Source organism: Flavobacterium sp. KH_035 (assembly GCF_057839565.1).
In genome coordinates this window covers 734,541-752,309 of the sequence record NZ_CM174492.1, presented here as the reverse complement: position 1 = coordinate 752,309, position 17,769 = coordinate 734,541, and the positions used below count along the sequence as shown (strand labels likewise).

Genomic DNA, 17,769 nt, shown 5'->3' with positions numbered 1-17,769 from the left:
ATATCTCTTTTTTTATTTTATTTATTGAGAAACAACTCTTTGATCGATAATTTCATACTTTTTTAATTTTTCGGCTAAAATAATTTGCTTTTTAGCAGATGTTGTAAAGTATGTTTTGGTACTAAATATCGAAGCGTTGACCGGACTTCTGTTAAAATTTGTATTGACTATTTCCAATCTCGGATAATGAGGATCCGGACTTTTGTAATCTTTAGAGAAATTAATTACAGTACTGTAATAAAAAGTCTGCTTTTGCAAAAAATAATTTTTTGTGACCTGAACAACAATTTTGGAGTAGGGCAGGCTGGAGTAGTTTTTTGCTATTAGAGTTATTTCCCAATACGATTTGTAATCGACAAACTTTTCAATTTTACAGACATCCAGCAAAGGTTTCATATCAAAATCTCCAGCGTAATTTTTGACAGGAGGTAAAATTTCAAGCGCCTTTTCCGTATTACTGATTTTAAGGTATACTGTTTTTGAATTCAGTATTTCGGTATCTCCTATTTTAGTATAGACTTCATTGAGTGCATTTTTATAATAGATGCCTTTATAGTTTTGTTCTGCTTTTTTAGAATTAAAATCTTTATACAAAGTATAATTTGATTTGTATTGTAAAGGTTTGGCCAAACTATACTGTTTGGCTAACCTTTGAAAAACTTCATTTACGGTCTGTGTATGTGCTAAACAACAAGTGAATAACGCCCATACGAATATTATTTTTTTATAAAACATATTATTTTCCATCAACATTTATGAAACTTCCGGAACGTGTTTCCTGAATTGTTTTGACTCCTTTTGCGGTTTCTTTTTTAACCCTGACGAGACCGCCTTCATTGTCATACTCATAAAAAGTACTGTAATTGTTTTCGTCCAGTTCAGACATTAGTTTGAAAGTTTCAGGATCATAGACAAATGATTTTACGCTACCCTGAAGAGGGTGAATTCTGATATCATCAAAGTATACCGGAATACTTGGGCTCAGGTTTTCTAATGTTATGCCTATTGTCTTGGTAAGGTTTGGTATTTTGAACTTCTGTACCACACGCTGCCATCCATCAATGATATCGCCATTGGCTTTTATAGATACAAAATCAATTATTTGTGTTGGATCGTCTAATGCTTTTATATTGTTATAAAACACAATTTTGATCACTGGATTTAGATAGTTTTTGACTTGTTCAAAAGATTCTTCTTTTACCCATGCACTTAGGATATATTCTTTTCCAGGTTCAGGTTTGAAAGAGAAACAGTCATCACAGAAATCTTTTATAGCAGGTGTCCCACAAGCAAATTCTCCCTCAACAACTTTGTCTGCAAAGTAAGTTTCATCTGAAGCCAGCAGATCAAAGTTGTCATGTCCGAAATAAGTACCGATCTTAAATTGATTGATATTAGACACTGGAAACTCAGTAGACGAAAGACCTAACAAAAATTGTAATGATTTTGTAAGTAATGGCGTTGTTCTGGCCGTTAAATTGTTTTTGGCTCTTAAAGAAGGATTATAATTTGGATCAGAATCTCTGGTTAGTCCGTTATTAGTGTATGAATCATCGTAGATATATGATCCGTTTTCAATTCCAACAACATAAAGGTGTGGAAGTTTAGGATCTGTTACTGTTTTATTGTTGTTGTCAAATTTTGCAAGAGTTTCTTTTAGTTTAGCCAAATTATTGGTTTGAGCACCATCTGTGATCATTAGAACAAAATTTGGTTTCATGTTGTAAGCTAATGCTCCTTCTAATCCACTTCTCCAGTAATCAGAAGCCTGGCTAATTCCATTCATTTTTCCATATCTTTTCCCCAATTCATCGATCCAGCCATTAAATTGGCTTAGGCTGCCCATGGTCATTTTTGTCGGTAGGATGGCATCCGTTCTTATATTTTCATCGTTATCAGACATTCCGGTTATCGAAACATAAATGTTAGACCCGATTCTATCATTTGTTTTGGCTTGTTGTAATACAAACAATTTTAATTGTTTTTTGATTTTATTGAACTCGGTCTGGCTAATAGAACCTGATTCGTCTATGACAAGAGCAATGTGCGATACACAGGACAATTCTTTAGGACAGAAATCGATATTACGAACGTGTCCATCAGAATTATTGGTGGTTCCGTTTGAATAGTTGGTGGCAACATTCGTGGTTGTCATTGCATCTCTATACTTGCTTAAATCTATAGCTGTTATTGAACCCGAAGCAGCTTTAGGCAGGTACACTTCAGTTTCGGCACTGTTTTCGGTAAAGTTGAAACTAATGGTGGTGCTGTTATTGATAAAGTTGTAGATTTTAGCTTTTTTGTCTTTGGTATATGGCGCTAATCCCGCAATTTCTTTTTGAGCATAAACATTTACATCAGTACCATTTGGTGTGCTTGCCAGTTTAGTAATTAAAGCAATAAACAAACGATGTATTTCCGGAGAAAGAGGATTGTCTTTGGTACAAGAAATATATGGTAGACAATCGTCGATCGTGATGTCTTTGCTAAACAATGTTCTACAACTGGTAGGACTACTAGCAACTAATTCGATTACGTATTTGCCGGGCAGTTGCGGAATAAAAGTGTACAAACCTGTTGTATTGGTTGCTGTGTGAACAATACTTCCTGCAGAGTCTGTAGCCGTCCAGGTATAATTTAAATTGGTGTTGGTAGTAGTAAATGCAAAATCAACAGGTTCTTTTGTACAATATTTTTCTGTTATTTCCTGTGCAAAGGAAGACAAGGAACAGCACACCAAACAAAGAGCGATGATCCAGTATTTTTTTATTTTAAGATTGTTTACCATAATCTAATTATCTTTTTTATAACTACTTGTTTGTCTAAAACAATTAGTGTGTTTTTCGTAAGTGAGTTATATTTTTGAACTGGTTTTTGTTTTCATTCTACTTGATTCTCCTGGATTTGTTGGATTAGTTGGATCAGTTGAATCGCACCCTTGTTGGGTACTTATGATTTTTTTACCCTCAAATGAGATTTCTTCATAAGTAAAAATTGTTTCTGTTCCTCCCATACAGGTCAGATAAGTTACTTTATAACATATTTCACTATTTTTTCCCCTAAAATGTAGTTCCTGACAAGGAAGACATTCGCCAACACCATTTGTGTTGATAATACTCGAAGCCGTAATTTCTTTACATCCTTCTGTTATGGCTCCTACAATCACTCTTTTTTGTGTGCCAGAAGCGTCTTTATAGTCCACCCATGAATTAATTTCAGGTTGATTTACAAGATCATCTGCCAGCCATAAACCTTCATAGCGGTATACAGTTGTAGGCAATGGATCAACTGGAGGATTTGTAGTTGGTTTTTTAACAATAGTGATATTTCCCGTAATTGGAATACATTCTGTCTCAGGACAGAAGTTTATATTTTTAACTCTCCCCATCGTTGTGTTTGAAGAACCGTCACTATAATTGGTGGTGACAGCAGTAACTACCTGTGAATTCAGATACTTACTTAAATCAATACCGGTAATCGATCCAGAAGGAGATTTAGGGATGTGTACATCACTTTGTAATTCATTTTCTGAAAAAGAGAAACTCAAATATTCATTGTTATTTGTAAATCTGTAAATTTTTGCATTTGTTCCCAGGGTGTACGGGATTAATCCGGCAATTTCATTTTTTGCATACACATTTGCATTTGTTCCATTCGGAGCACTTGCCAGTTTGTTTACTAAGTCCATAAATAAACGATGTATTTTTGGCGTAAGCGGATTGTTTTGGGTACAGGAAACTACTACGGGTGGCGTGCAATTCTCAGCAGTAAATGTTTTGCTCAAAACTAAATCACATTTTTCCGTTCCATTAGCGGTCAATTTTATCTCGTAGGTACCCGGTAATTCCGGTGTAAAAGTATAAAGACCGGTTGTATTGGTTACTTCGTTTACTACAGCACCAAGGGCATTTGTAGTGGTCCAGGTATAGTTTAGGTTAGGAGTTGTAGTCTCAAATGCTAAACTTACCGGTTCATTGGTACAATGCTTTTCAGGACAAAAATCCACATTTCGAATGGACATACCGTTATAACAGCCTAGTTTATTTTCAAATGGTGCTTTTTTACTCTTTGCAGTGGACATTCTGGTTGGTTCAGCCTCGCCACAGTTTATTAGAAGATCATTATAGTTTGTATATTGGCTTATGTCCAGTTCAAAATAATATTCAGAAATATGATCTTCTTCAGGATCATAATTCATGCCCAATGACTGAACAAAATAGACATCATACTCGCGCTCCGGTGCGAAAGAAAACTGTACGCTGGTTATTCGATTGTTGTCGTTTCGGGTTGTAGCAAAATTGTATATTTTATCCGCAGTGCTATTTTTTAGGTATTCTTTAAGCGCAATAAGTTCAGGAGGATTAGTTCCGTTAATTTGTGAATCTGTTTCTCCGCGTGCCGCTTTAAGAGTAAGGCTTTTTAATAAATTGGTGAATAATTCTTTAACAACTATTGATTTTGCATTGGTACTGGTACAAGAACTGCAAACTTTCAATGAAATGTCTCTGGTGTATTGTTTACTACAACCATTTTGGTCCGTGACGTATAGTTTGATTTTATTGCTATCAACGGAATTGTAGGATACCTTAAATTCAGGCTCATCACTTGTGTTTACCAATTCAAAGTTTCTATTATATAAAAGCCATTTGTACGTTAAAGGGATTTCGGGATTGTCTTTGTCAAAAGTATACACTACTTCATCCCCTACACAGATATCACTATCCTTTCCATCTATGTATCCGCTATGATTGTTACCAATGGTGCACCCAAAGTCAAGTCGTAGTACTTTTGTAAAAGAAGTTTTACATCCTTTTTCATCCGTTAGGTTTAGTTCAATTTTACAATTGTTTTCTTTTAATATAATTGAAAAATTAGGATCTCTACTTTGATCAATAAGGTCGTTGGCATATGAATATATCTTCCAGTGGTATTTTAAATTCGTTGCTGTGGTTTGGAATTTGAAGTTTAAAATTCGGTTTACTTCTAATTTGGTTTGATCGGAAGTGATTATTTCTCCTTGGACTTCAGAGCAGTTAGAACCGTTCAAGTAAATTCTATTCCTAGATAAAGTAAAATAAGGATCCATGGAATTGTTAGACAAGCAGGTATAAACTCCTTTGTCGTTTGCACTATTAAAGGAATTGATGGTGAAAGTTCTGCTTTTTGCTTCGGGGATCTCTTTCCCGTCTTTATACCATTGAAAGGTATCTTCCAGCAGGTAACGATTGTCTGTACACATCTCTAAAGTAACCGTTTCGTTTTCTGCTTTGTTCAAAGTAAGTACAGTGTCAGTTTCTGATTGTAGATAATAGTAATAAGTATAAGGACCTAAGTTTGAATAAAAAGCAAAGCTGTCCTTAAGATCGATAAAGCGAAAATTATTTCCCTGTATATTAAAACGACGGCTATTTCCAGCTTCATTAAAAATAATCTTTGGCACATTACCTCCTAGACTATTAAAGTCTACCGATATTGAATTAAGCTTCTGCAAATTCGAAAAATTAGCAGGAATGCTTCCGGTGATTTTGTTTAATGATAATGACAGGCTTTTTAAGTTCGTTGAATTGCTGAAATTTGATAAATTAGTTTCTATTTTATTCAGATCAAACCAAATATTTTCTAATTGATTTAGCGTACCTAATACTGATATGTCAGTGATTTCGTTGCTGTTCATTGTTATAAACTTAAGGCCGGTTAAATTCTGAAAATTTTGAGGCAAAGCACCGCCGAATTTATTTCCGTCTAAATTTAAATGCTGCAGATTTTTTAAGTTTCCTAAATTTTCAAGACTACCTGATAAATTATTACCGTTAAGACTTACAGTAGTCAGGTAATTTTTCAACCCGCTTATGTCTGGTATTGTGCCCTTCATATTGTTGTAGGGCAAGTTTAGTTCAGTCACATGATTGTTTACAACAGTTACACCTTGCCAGGAACTGACAGGTTCACTGGTGTCCCAGTTTCCTCTATTGTGCCAAGGTCCTTCTTCTTGTGTGGCGCGATATAATGCTATTAGGGCATTTCTTTCTTCTGCCGGAACGTCTGTTACCGCAGATTTACTTTGAGTACTTCTTTTAGTGCTTTCCTTTATTTCCGGAAAATATTTTAATGTTTGTTCTTTAAGGATGTTCTCTAATTGAGCAGCCCTGATTTGATACGTTTTTCTTTGTGTTTTAAGAACCTCTTCTATTTGCGAAGGGTTTAGTTTTCTCTCTTTCAAAGCGGCTCTTATTTTATCGGCATTAAAACCTATCGCAGCATCACTTAATTCCTGCGCAAAAGAAAACAGCGAGCAAAAAATCATGCAAAGGGTGATTATCCAGCATTTTTTTATTTTAAAATCGTTTACCATAATCGAGTTGTCTATTGTTTTGTCGATACTGTTTGCATCCAAACAATTATTAAATCTTTGTCTTGTGTAAATTATATTTTTGAATTAGATTTTGTCGCCTTCTTTTCTACTGCAGTAGGAGCGGAAGTATTGACAAACTTTAGCGTTCCAACAATTGGGGTACACTCCTTTGCAGGACAGAAATCAATATTCCTAACTTTTCCAATTGTGGTATTTGAGGATCCTTCACTATAATTGGTAGTAATAGTAGTGGATTCTTGCGAACTCTTATAGTTGCCCAAGTCAATACTTGTGATCGATCCGGAAGTAGATTTTGGTAGATTCACATCACTTTGAGAGTTATTTGAAAAAGAGAAACTCAGCTGTTCACTATTGTTAATGAAGTTGTAAATTTTTGCCTCTGTTCCCAGTGTGTAAGGACGTAGTCCGGCAATCTCATTTTTCGCATATACATTTACATCTGTTCCGTTTGGAGTACTTACCAGTTTGTTTATTAAGTCCATAAACAAGCGGTGTACTTTTGGAGTAAGCGGATTATTTTGCGTACAGGAAACTGATCCCCCACAAGATGTAATTTGGATATATTTGGAAAATATCGTTGTACATCCTCCAGCATTATTTGTAGCTAATGTTATCTCATAGTTTCCTGCCAGGGTTGGGGTAAAGGTATAGGTGTTCGTAGCATTACGTGCAGTGTCAACTATATTTCCGCTAGCATTATTGGTAGCCGTCCAGATGTAACTGAGATTGGTTTCAGCTGATTCGAATTTGAAATTATAAGGCTTATTTATGCAATGGGTATCACGAACATATACAGCTGCTCTAGAAATAGCAGTGCAACCTGATGAGTTTTTTGCAATTAATTTAATGTTGTAAGATCCTTCGTGTATAAATTTATAAATGAAGGGTGTGATTATGTCGGGTTCACTATTGCCAATTATTTCTCCATTTTCGGTTGTTACCGTCCATGTATAGGTAAGATTAGGAACTGTTGTTTGAAATGTATACAGATTATCGTCACTAGTAAAAATAGTATTTACAGGAAGCTTTATGTGACCTACTATTGCCGGGTCACAAGTATTTTCTAGTCCTGGGCAGAAATCGATAAATCTAATTTGAGATCCATAATCACAATAATCTAAAGCTGAGGAAGCTCTTCTTTGAGATCTGCTTTCTCCTCCACCTCTTGATTTACAGGAAATTAAAAATTCATTTGGGGTAAAGTATTGACTTAAATCAGTATAGAGAGAGTCTCGTATACTTGTATAGAGCTCTTTTACAGTACTTTTTTGCGGGCTATATCCAATACCCCATCCAATTAAAGCCTCAACATCATATTCTCTGCTTGGTGCAAATGAAAAGCGAGCACCTCTAATTTTAGGTCTGCCATTTTCAGAAGTATATTCTCGGGGAATAGATACATAATTGTAAATCTTATCCTTAGGACCAGTAGTAATATAAGGTTTAAGTGCTAAAAATTCTGCAGATGGTGCGCTTGCATTGATCTGAGCATCTGTTTCACCTTGAATAGATCTTGAAATTAAACTTATCAGTAAATCATCGTATAGGGCTTTTACTTTTTGTGATCTTGAGTTAGAATTGGTACAAGAGCTTGTAATAAAACATTGTATGTCCTGAGTATATTCTGAATAACATCCATTGATTGGATCTGTTACTTTTACATTGATTTTATACATTCCGCCAGCAGTGAATGTGAAAGGGTAAATGGATAAGTTTGATTGGCCTATAGAAACTCCTTTTGAATTAAATAATTCCCATTCATAGGTGAAACTCTCTGCAGGATTACCATATGAATTAAAACCGAAGCTAGTAAGTTCGTTTTCGTAAACTCCTATGGTGCTATTGGAAGATGATGTTTCTGTAGCAATATAACCTTCACGATCTCTTTCTGTAAATTTACAGGTATCAAGAGGAGTAATTAACTTGGTATAAGTGGTTGTGCAACCTCTTTTATCTTTTATTTCTAAAACGACTTTGTATTCTTCAATCGTTGTTAATGTGATTGGAAATGTAGGTTGGCTTCCTGAATTTAACAATGCACCGGCTGCGTTATGCAGTTTCCAGATAAAAGTAAAGTCACTTTCTTTATAACCGTTAATATTGTTTACTTGTAAAACCGATTCTATGTTTATAGCGACACCTCTCCAATCCGGAATTGAAATGTCAAGATGGCCTTGAAAACGTTCTGTAGACGGAACAACACATGCATTTGGGTTTCTTGCTGTAATTGTTTTTTCATAAAATGAACAACCCGAAGAATCTGAAACGATAAGTGTTACTTTATAGCTTTCGTATTTTGTAAGTGTGATAGGAAATAGAAGAGTATTGGCAGTTGTTACCAAAAAGCCATTTGCATCGTATAGATTCCATTTGTATGATAGACCCCTAACAGGAGACCCGTATCCTTTACCGAAAGTAAGATTTGTTGTAGTATTAATAAAGGCTCCACTGTTATCTCCGTATGATTCTGATTGAACAGAAATCTCCCCTGAGCGATCCCATGAATAGCTACAATCAGGTCTTAACGAAATTATCTTATCAATAGTAGTAGTACAATTTGTAGCTGTATTAGTGACAGCCAGACGTACTTTATATTCGCCATTACTAGTGTAAGTTTGTTTTGCAGTAGACGTAGTTTGTTCCTCCTTAACAGAGTTATCTGTATTGAAAAATGTCCAGTTATAGGTAAGCCCTGTGGCTGTAGTTTCGAAAGAAAAGTTTGTTACTGTATTTAAAACAGGATTCTCAGGATTTGTTTTTAGTACTCCATCAATTGTAGGACATACTTTTACAACTTTAATGATTTTATTAAAACTGGTACTACAGCCATTTGCATCAGTTACAACAACAGTTATCTTATAATCTCCAATGGCATTATAAGACCTGGATACTTGTGGAGTTGTTGCAGTACCCATTTCGGTAGTATTATCTAAATTATAAAATATCCATTTATAGCTTAGACCAGTATTAGAGGTTTCAAATGAAAAGTTGATATTTTCATCCAAGGAAGGATTTGCAACAGAGGTTTTGATTGTTCCGGTAATTAACGGATTACAATCAGTTACATTTAAATGTATTAAAGCAGTAAAAAGTTCAAGGTTTTTGGATTGATCTTGAGGGTTTGGTATTGTTATTTGTGGATGTTTAGATTGACAAAAATAAACTCCGTTATCCCTGGCACTGAGTACTGGGATTTTAAGTTGTCTAGATGTTTCTGATGGTAGAATAAAGAAGCCTCCTCCAGCTTGAGTTTTGTACCATTGATAAGTTTCCTGACCTGTAAAACGGCCGTCAGCATACATCTCTAAAGTTAAGGATTTACCATAATAGGTATTAATTGTCTTTTCTTCATCAGTGGAACCCTGTCCCGAATATTTAAAAGAGTATAATTTTTTGTAGGAATCAAATTGCGCTGCAAAATCAACAAATCGAAATTGATTTGATGATATATCAATGCTAGAGAGGTCAGCTAAAGTCGTAAAATCAGGAATAGTTCCTCCTAGTTTGTTATACGCAAGATCAAAAGATCGTAATGATGAGAGAGATCTTAATTCAATAGGTATTGAACCGTTCAGATTATTATTTGACAGACCCAGACCCTGAAGATTATTTAGGAGTCCTAATTGTACAGGAATAGTCCCGTTTAATAAATTGTATCTTAAATAAATCTGCCTGAGTTCTAATAATTGCCCAATTTGAGAGGGGATTGTACCGGATAATTGGTTTTGATCTAAATTAAGCTCTCTAAGTTTTGTAAGTAGCCCAAATTCAGTAGGTATTGGGCCGGTTAGCTGATTGTTCCCTAAGTTAAGTGTAGTAAGGAGAGTTAATTTACTAAGCTCAGACGGAATTATTCCGGTAAAGTCATTACTTGTTAAATCTAATCTTACGAGATTTTGTAGTTGACTTAGTTTCGAAGGAATTGGACCACTTAATAGATTGGATCTCAAGTCGAGCTCTGCAAGATTAGGTAAAGACAGTAACTCAGTTGGTATTGTTCCGCTAAATTGATTCACAGACAATTGTAAGCTTGTAAGCTTAGCTAATTGTCCAACTTGTGGAGGAATGTTCGCTGTTAATTCATTATTATTTAAACTAAGAGTTTCCAGATTTTGTAATAGACCAATTTCAACAGGTAATGTGGTCAACAGGTTCTCGCTTAAACCCAGATTTTTAAGACTGGTTAATTGTCCAATTTGTGTAGGGATTGTTCCGGTCAACTTATTACGATATAGATAAAGTTCCTCCAGATTTTGCAACTGCCCAATTTGAGAAGGAATTACACCAGTTAAATTATTATCTCCTAAGTTGAGTTCTTTAAGACCTGTTAACAGTCCTATTTCTGCGGGAATTGTTCCATTTAGATTATTACCGGACAAACCGATTTTTACAATAATTCCATTTTCTATTGTAACGCCAGATAGATATGTTATGGGAATATTAGGATCGTTAAGACTAACCCAACCAAATTTGGTCTTCCAGTTTGCACCTCCTGTGCTATTATATAGTGCAGTAAGAGCAATTCTTTGCGATTGCGAAATATCTTGTTGTAAAGTTGTTTTAGAAGTATTGATTTTAGAACCTTCTTTTAGGTTTTGGTTGGCCTTTTTTTCTTGGACATTGTCAATTTTATATTTTTGTGTGGTGTGATACTGATCGGTATACATTTTACGCATTGACGAGATTTCTGCTGCCAGATCTTCATTTTTAACACCGTGTAATTTTAGGGAAATAGTCGCCTTCATGACATCAAAACCTATTTCCTTATCGCTAAGATTTTGTGAAAAAGAAACCAATGAGCAAAGTATCATGCAGATTGTGACTATCCAGTATTTTTTTATTTTAAGATTGTTTACCATAATCTAATTATCTGTTGTTTTTATACTATTTGTTTTGGTAACAAACAGTAATTTTTTTATCCTAAATAAGTTAATTTTTTAAACCAAGACCTTTTGAAGTTTTACTCACTGGTGTTTTTGGCTTCAAGATGTCTCTTCCGCTTTGGATGACTCCTATAGTAGGCAGACAAGCTGTGGCAGGGCAAAAATCGATGTATCGGATTTCTGTTTCTTTATAGCAATCATTTGGGCCTAAAGTGATTTTGCTTGTTTTTTCTTTTCTCTCAGGAGACGGAGTATTCATTATTTGAGCCATCTGAGCGAAACAAGAAATCAAATACTCATCCGGAGAGGTAAATTGACTTAAGTTGAAGTAAATTTCAGATTCAAGACGTGACGTAAATTCATAGACAGTATCATCCATAATAGGATCATAATCCCACAATCCATTTGCGAATAATACCTGAGAGTCGTAATCTCTATCTGGAGAAAAGGAGAATCTGATACTGGTTAATTTCCCTTGCTCATTGCGGGTAGTAGCATAGTTGTATATTTTATCTTTTACACCATTTGTGATATGTGGTTTTAAGGCATCAAATTCCGCTAATGCGCCGCGGCTGATATTAATCTCATGATCTGTTTCTTTTCTAAGAGATCTCGATATAAGATTTTTTAATAAAGCAATGTATAATTTTTTTACAATTTCTGAATTAGGATTTCCGTTAGTACATGAATTCTCAATGGTACAGCCTATACTTTTCGAGAATGGTAATTTACAACCAAATTCATTCTCGAGATCAAGAGTCACTCTGTAAAAACCAGCTGTGTTTAAAGATATTGTAAATTTCTCCTGATCTCCGGAAGCAATTAGTATGTTATTTGAGTTGTAAATGTTCCAGTGGTATTTATATACTCTTTCGGTCTTTTTAGAAAAACGGAACACCAAATCTTTTGTCTGATTGATTCCTATAAAAGCAGTTTCTACACTGTTTTCATTATCAAAATTTATGGATCCAGTTGCTGTTTCACCGCTATAGATACAGGCATCCAATACTTCGAGTTGTCTTGAGAATTTATGTGGACAACCGTTACGGTCAATAATTGTTAAATTTAAATTTAAATTGTCTGATGTTGTTGGAGTAAAAGTAAATTCTTCACCAGTTGCAGTTGTTATAACGGTTCCGTCAAGTTTTGCCAATTCCCAATTCAGGGTCAAATCAGTCGCACTAACATTATAATGCCAAAAAGTAAATTTATTTGGTTTATCAATTAATATATTAGGGCTATAATAAGCATAGTGACTTTTGTTGTATAATGTTCCACTTATGGGAGTAGTTTTACTACAATCGTATTGAACGTTTACTATCTTTTCAAGATTTCGTGTACAGCCATTAGAATCGGTAACTTCTAATGTAATTTTATAGTCACCTGCACCTGCTTGAAAGTAAAAATTTGGAGATTTCCAATCATCTCGAGCTCCCATGTAGTTGGTAGGATCGTAAAGTTTCCAGCTATATTTTAGATCAGTAGCATCGGTTTCAAATGTAAATCTTGCAGACGAATATAAACTTACATTTTCAGGATCCATTTTCAAAGACCCAATAATACTACATTCACCAGTTATAGTAACGGTTTTGTTAAAATAAATTTTGCATCCATCCTGACCTGTAATCTCTAACTTAACGCGGTAATTTCCAGGGGATGTATAGGACTTGGTTACTGTACTTGTCGTCGCTTTTGAGCGTTCAGAATTATCTAAATTATAAAATGTCCATTCGTATGAAATATCGGTAGCCGTAGTATTAAAACTAAAAGGTACATTTTGGTTGGTTGTAATAGTTTCTGTAGGAATTTGTATTGCACCAGAAATTGAAGTACATGTTTTAACTACTTTAAAATTTTTGTAAAAAGACGAGGTACAATAATTATCATCTGTGGTTATCAAAACGATCTGATAATCACCGGGAGCAAGATAGGATTGTGTCGCAGTACTTGTTGTTGGCGTAGAAAGGACTCCGTTTAAACCATATAAAGTCCATTGATACGTAAAGTTTGTTGCTGTCGTTTCAAATGAAAAAGTCTGGTTTTCTCCTGTCAGCATTGTTCCTTCAGGAAGTTTTATTGCTCCAACGATATTCACACAAGCAGGCTGTACAGAGACAGGTACTACTTCATTAAAAGTTGTTGAGCATCCGTTACCGGGATCTGTCACTACAAGTTTTACTCTATAGTCACCAGGAGTGCCATAAAAATGTTTTACTGTTTTGGTGTTATAAATAGTTGGAGCATCGTTGTCGTTTCTGTAAAATGTCCATTCGTAGACTAAGTTTGTAAGACTTGTTTCAAAAGAAAAATTAGTATTAAATCGGGCGAATATGTGCTTGGATGTTATTTTAATCGCTCCATCGATAGGAGTACAGATTGGCGCTATGTTTATAGTTTTTGAGAAATTAGTTGTACAATTATTAGTGTCTGTAACAATTAGATCTATTTTGTAATTCCCATAGCTAGTAAAGGTTTGACTTGCGGCAGCTGTATTTTGTCTTTCTTTTTCGGTACCGTCTGCATTATAAAATATCCAATTATAAGTTAAACCTGTTGCTACCGTTTCAAACGAGAAGGTTTTGTTTTGATTCAACGCTATTGCTTCAATTGGAGCTTTTATTTGTCCGACAACAGCTACGCAAGCTGGTTTGTCACGGACTGTGACTGATGTTTCAAATGTGTTTGAACACCCATTTTGATCCGTTACCACCAAGGCAATATTGTAATCTCCCAGTGCATTGTAGGTGTGATTTGCCGTATTCGTTACAAAAGTTTTTGCATTATTTACATCTTGAATTGTCCAAAGGTAGGTTAGATCTGTTGCAGTAGTCTCTAAAGAGAAAGTTGTATTTGAGTTAGTAAATATGTTCTCATTAGATGTTTTTATTGTTCCGGTAATTGGAGTACATGTTGGAGGGCAAAAATTAATATTTTTAATTTCAGAGGAGTATTGGCAATCTTTTGGTTCTAAAATTGACTTGGCTGAACGTCCATTTTGATTGTAAGTCAAACATGATACAAGAAAATCATTAGAAGAAACAAATTGACTAATATTGATGTAAGTTGCTTTATCAATTGAATAATTTAAATAATCAGGTGTAACACCATTTGTATACAGTCCATCCCTGATTGAGATATGGAAATCATATTCTCTATTTGGTGAAAATGAATAACTCATGCTAATTATAGCATTATATTTATCCCTGACCGTTTTGTAATTGTATATTTTGTCTTTAGGAGAATTTGTTATGAATGGTTTCAAAGAAATAAATTCTTCTATTATGCCACTGTTGTTTATTTGGATATCAGTTTCACCATTTGCAGTACGATGAAGAAGTTTTTTTGCCAAAGCTTTGGCTAGCTCCTGTACCTGAGATGACCTTTCATTTGTTTGTGTACAACCATTAGTCATTTGATTAGCAAACGCTCTTGTAACTTGAGTGCTGCACCCATTAAAAGCGTCAGTGACTTTTAAAACGACTTTGTGGAATCCAGGAGATGTTAATGCTATAGAGAATAGCTTGTCAGTTCCAGTACTCACTACCTGTGAATTTGGATCAAGTAAACTCCATTCAAAACTTAATGGCCTTCCTGTATCTGAGAAATATGTGCGATTTAATCCTAAATCAATTGGTTGATTAAGTTCAACAAAAACGGCCTCTTGTGAGGTCTCATAATCGCCATTAACGGTAATTTTACCGCCACGTTCTGAATGACTCATTTCACACTCATCAACACATGGTAAAATGGCGTCAAAATTGTTAACACATCCTGTAACTGTGTTTGTGAGTCGTACTAGTATTTTGTAATTGCCTAATGTTGTAGGCATAACATCAAAAGTTTGTCCATTTCCTGTTTTAATAATATCGCCATTTGGACTTAGAAAACTCCACGAGAATTCGATGTTTGATAAATCGGAGACAAAGGAATAATATAAAACGGATAATGAGGTGTTTGCTACTACTTGTTTTAATCCTTCATTTGAAAGCGTATCATTCACATCTTTAATCATTCCACTTGTTATGCAATCATATATTACAGTAAACGTTTTGTTGAAAGTGGCTGTACATCCAGAAATATCTGTTATTTTTAATGCGATTTTGTACGTTCCTGCAGTTGTAAAATTTAGTCCAGGTATATAGTTTTGACTACCAGTAAAAGTATTATATATAGTATTGTCAGGATTATAAATGGTCCAGTTATAATGTAGGTCTTGATCTGAATTTGTATTAAAATAAAATTGATTGTCAGTGTTAATATAAACACTATCATTTTCTCCAGAAAAAATAGTTCCAGTTTCTTGTGATGTACAAGCTTGTGGCTGAGCAACAGTTATAATTCTATCTATGGTGGTTTTACATCTATTCTGGTCAGTTACCGTTAAACTAACTCTATAATTTCCAGGTGCATTAAATGATTTTATTCTAAAGTTACCGTACATAGTTTCATCGATCTGGTTATTTAGATCATAAAACGTCCATTCATACGATGAGAAATTTAAGGCTGAATCAAAATAAAATGAAGAATTAGCATTTACAAATAAATTATTAGCTCCAGTTTTTATCGTTCCTGTAATCGGTGAGCAAATAGAAATAATTTGATTAAAACTAGTTGTGCATCCATTTTCATCAGTGACTACTAGATTAACCTTATAATTTCCAATTGTTGTATATGTTTTTGTGACACTACTGGTAGTTTCTACTGATGCTATACTATCATCTAAATTAAATAATGTCCATTTGTATGTTAAATTTGTAGATGTCGTTTCTAAAGTAAAATTTAAGATAGAATTTAGACTGGGATTCTCGGGAGTAATAACAATTCTTCCATTTACACAATCATTTACAGTGAGATGAATTTTGTTTCTTTCTAGAATTAGGTCTTGCTGCCCCAAGATTCCATTTGGATTTGTTATTTGGGCATTTTTTGATAAACAGTAGTAATCACCAGTATCAGCAGATGATAGATGAAAGATTGTATACTGTCTCGCATTTGCACCCTCTATAGGAACTCCATTTGGAGAAATTCCTTTATACCATTGAAAAGTATCGATATTTTCTATATATCTGTTATCCTCACACATAGTAAAAGTGACTGACCCGTTTGGAACACCAACAATAGATTGTTCTGTGTCCGTTTTACCTTGTGGAGCATAATAGAAATGGTTAGATAATTTAGAGAGGTAAAATTGGTACTGATCGACAAAATCAATAAAGCGAAATTTATTTTGTCCTATTGCTAACTTTCCTAAATATGGCGAATTTGTTAGTTTAGGAACGAGGCCTTCTAGTTTATTTCTGGTCACATTAAAGTCATAGAGATTAGTTAACGAAGTAAATTCTGTTGGAATTGATCCGGTTAACTCATTGGAATATAGGAAAAAAGCGCTAATGCTTGATAATTGAGCGAACTCAATTGGGATAACTCCATTTAGTTTGTTAAATTCTAAGGATAATACTGTTAATTTATTGAGTTTACCTAATTCAGGAGGTATACTTCCAGTAAGATTACTGTTTCCGAGACCAAGATCTTCTAACTTGGATAATTGACCTAGTTCTGGTGGTATAGTTGTATTTAGTGGATTAAAACCAAGCCCTAGATATCTTAAGTTACTTAATTGGCCTAATTGTGAGGGGATTGGCCCAGTTAATTCATTTTGCCCAATATCAAGTCGTACTAAATTAGATAATTCTGCAAGGTCTACAGGTATTCTACCTGAAAAATTATTACGACTTAAATTAAGATTAGTAAGTTTAGTTAATTGACTTATTTGAGGAGGTATGGGACCGTTAAAATGATTATTATAGATATCTATTGATTCAAGATTGGATAATTGAGTAATTTCAATAGGTAGTGGGCCTTCTAATTTATTATGAGTTAAAACGATGTGTTTAAGTTTAGTTAATTGACCTATCTCAGGAGGTAGCGAACCATACAAATTATTGTTTGCTAAAAAAAGAATTTCTAAATTTTTTAATTGACCTATTTCACTTGGAATGTTACCATTTAAAGAGTTGAAATGAAGATATAGTGAAGTTATACTTCCGTTTGTAACGGTAACTCCTTTCCATCCAGTTTGCGTTGCTTCATTCCAGGTAGTAACGGGTGTACTAAAGTCCCAGTTTGATGAGGCACCCCAGTTATGACCTGAGGTACTATTGTAGAATGCTAGTAAGGCATTTTTTTCTTCTACAGAAATATCAGTGGCCACTTTTGATTTTGCAGATTTATGTGATATTGATTTTATTTGCTGTTCTTTTTTTATTTTTTGTAGAATTGCATCTTGATTTTTTTTGATATGAGTATATTGACGTAGCTGTGATTCGCGAATCATAATTAATTGACTAGGGATATCTGGGACTAGTACGCCACGTTCTTTTAAAAAGCTAGTGCATTTTTCCACATCAAACCCAATCTCCTGATCGCTATACTGCTGCGAAAACCCTGTGGTAGTAATAAAAAAACTAATTATAGTAAAAAGTAATGTATATTTTAATTTCATCTGGCTCGTAA

Annotated in this window: 5 protein-coding genes; all 5 read right to left on the bottom strand. The window is 34.4% G+C overall.

Going from position 1 to position 17,769, the window contains the following annotated elements; all coding sequences use genetic code 11:
• Nucleotides 1-21 precede the first annotated feature (21 nt).
• The gene (locus AC3IS6_RS03385; protein ID WP_489164908.1) at nucleotides 22-735 is read right to left on the bottom strand and encodes a LolA3 family protein; all 714 of its coding nucleotides are present in this window, start codon (nucleotides 733-735) and stop codon (nucleotides 22-24) included.
• 1 nt (nucleotide 736) lies between these two features.
• Nucleotides 737-2,788: a vWA domain-containing protein gene (locus AC3IS6_RS03380; RefSeq protein ID WP_489163544.1), complete on the bottom strand. Its 2,052-nt coding sequence runs from the start codon at nucleotides 2,786-2,788 to the stop codon at nucleotides 737-739.
• A gap of 66 nt (nucleotides 2,789-2,854) precedes the next feature.
• Nucleotides 2,855-6,394, bottom strand: coding sequence for a leucine-rich repeat domain-containing protein (locus AC3IS6_RS03375; RefSeq protein WP_489163542.1), 3,540 nt, complete (start codon nucleotides 6,392-6,394; stop codon nucleotides 2,855-2,857).
• A 29-nt stretch (nucleotides 6,395-6,423) separates the two neighbouring features.
• Nucleotides 6,424-11,232: a leucine-rich repeat domain-containing protein gene (locus AC3IS6_RS03370; protein WP_489163540.1), complete on the bottom strand. Its 4,809-nt coding sequence runs from the start codon at nucleotides 11,230-11,232 to the stop codon at nucleotides 6,424-6,426.
• 70 nt (nucleotides 11,233-11,302) lie between these two features.
• Nucleotides 11,303-17,758 (bottom strand): PKD domain-containing protein, encoded by a 6,456-nt coding sequence (locus tag AC3IS6_RS03365; RefSeq protein WP_489163538.1) that lies wholly within the window; start codon nucleotides 17,756-17,758, stop codon nucleotides 11,303-11,305.
• Between the last annotated feature and the right edge of the window lie 11 nt (nucleotides 17,759-17,769).

What these genes read in the sequence shown, in the direction of transcription:
- AC3IS6_RS03365 (WP_489163538.1), bottom strand. Translation starts at nt 17,758, where the DNA reads ATGAAATTAAAATATACATTACTTTTTACTATAATTAGTTTTTTTATT.
- AC3IS6_RS03370 (WP_489163540.1), bottom strand. Translation starts at nt 11,232, where the DNA reads ATGGTAAACAATCTTAAAATAAAAAAATACTGGATAGTCACAATCTGC.
- AC3IS6_RS03385 (WP_489164908.1), bottom strand. Translation starts at nt 735, where the DNA reads ATGTTTTATAAAAAAATAATATTCGTATGGGCGTTATTCACTTGTTGT.
- AC3IS6_RS03380 (WP_489163544.1), bottom strand. Translation starts at nt 2,788, where the DNA reads ATGGTAAACAATCTTAAAATAAAAAAATACTGGATCATCGCTCTTTGT.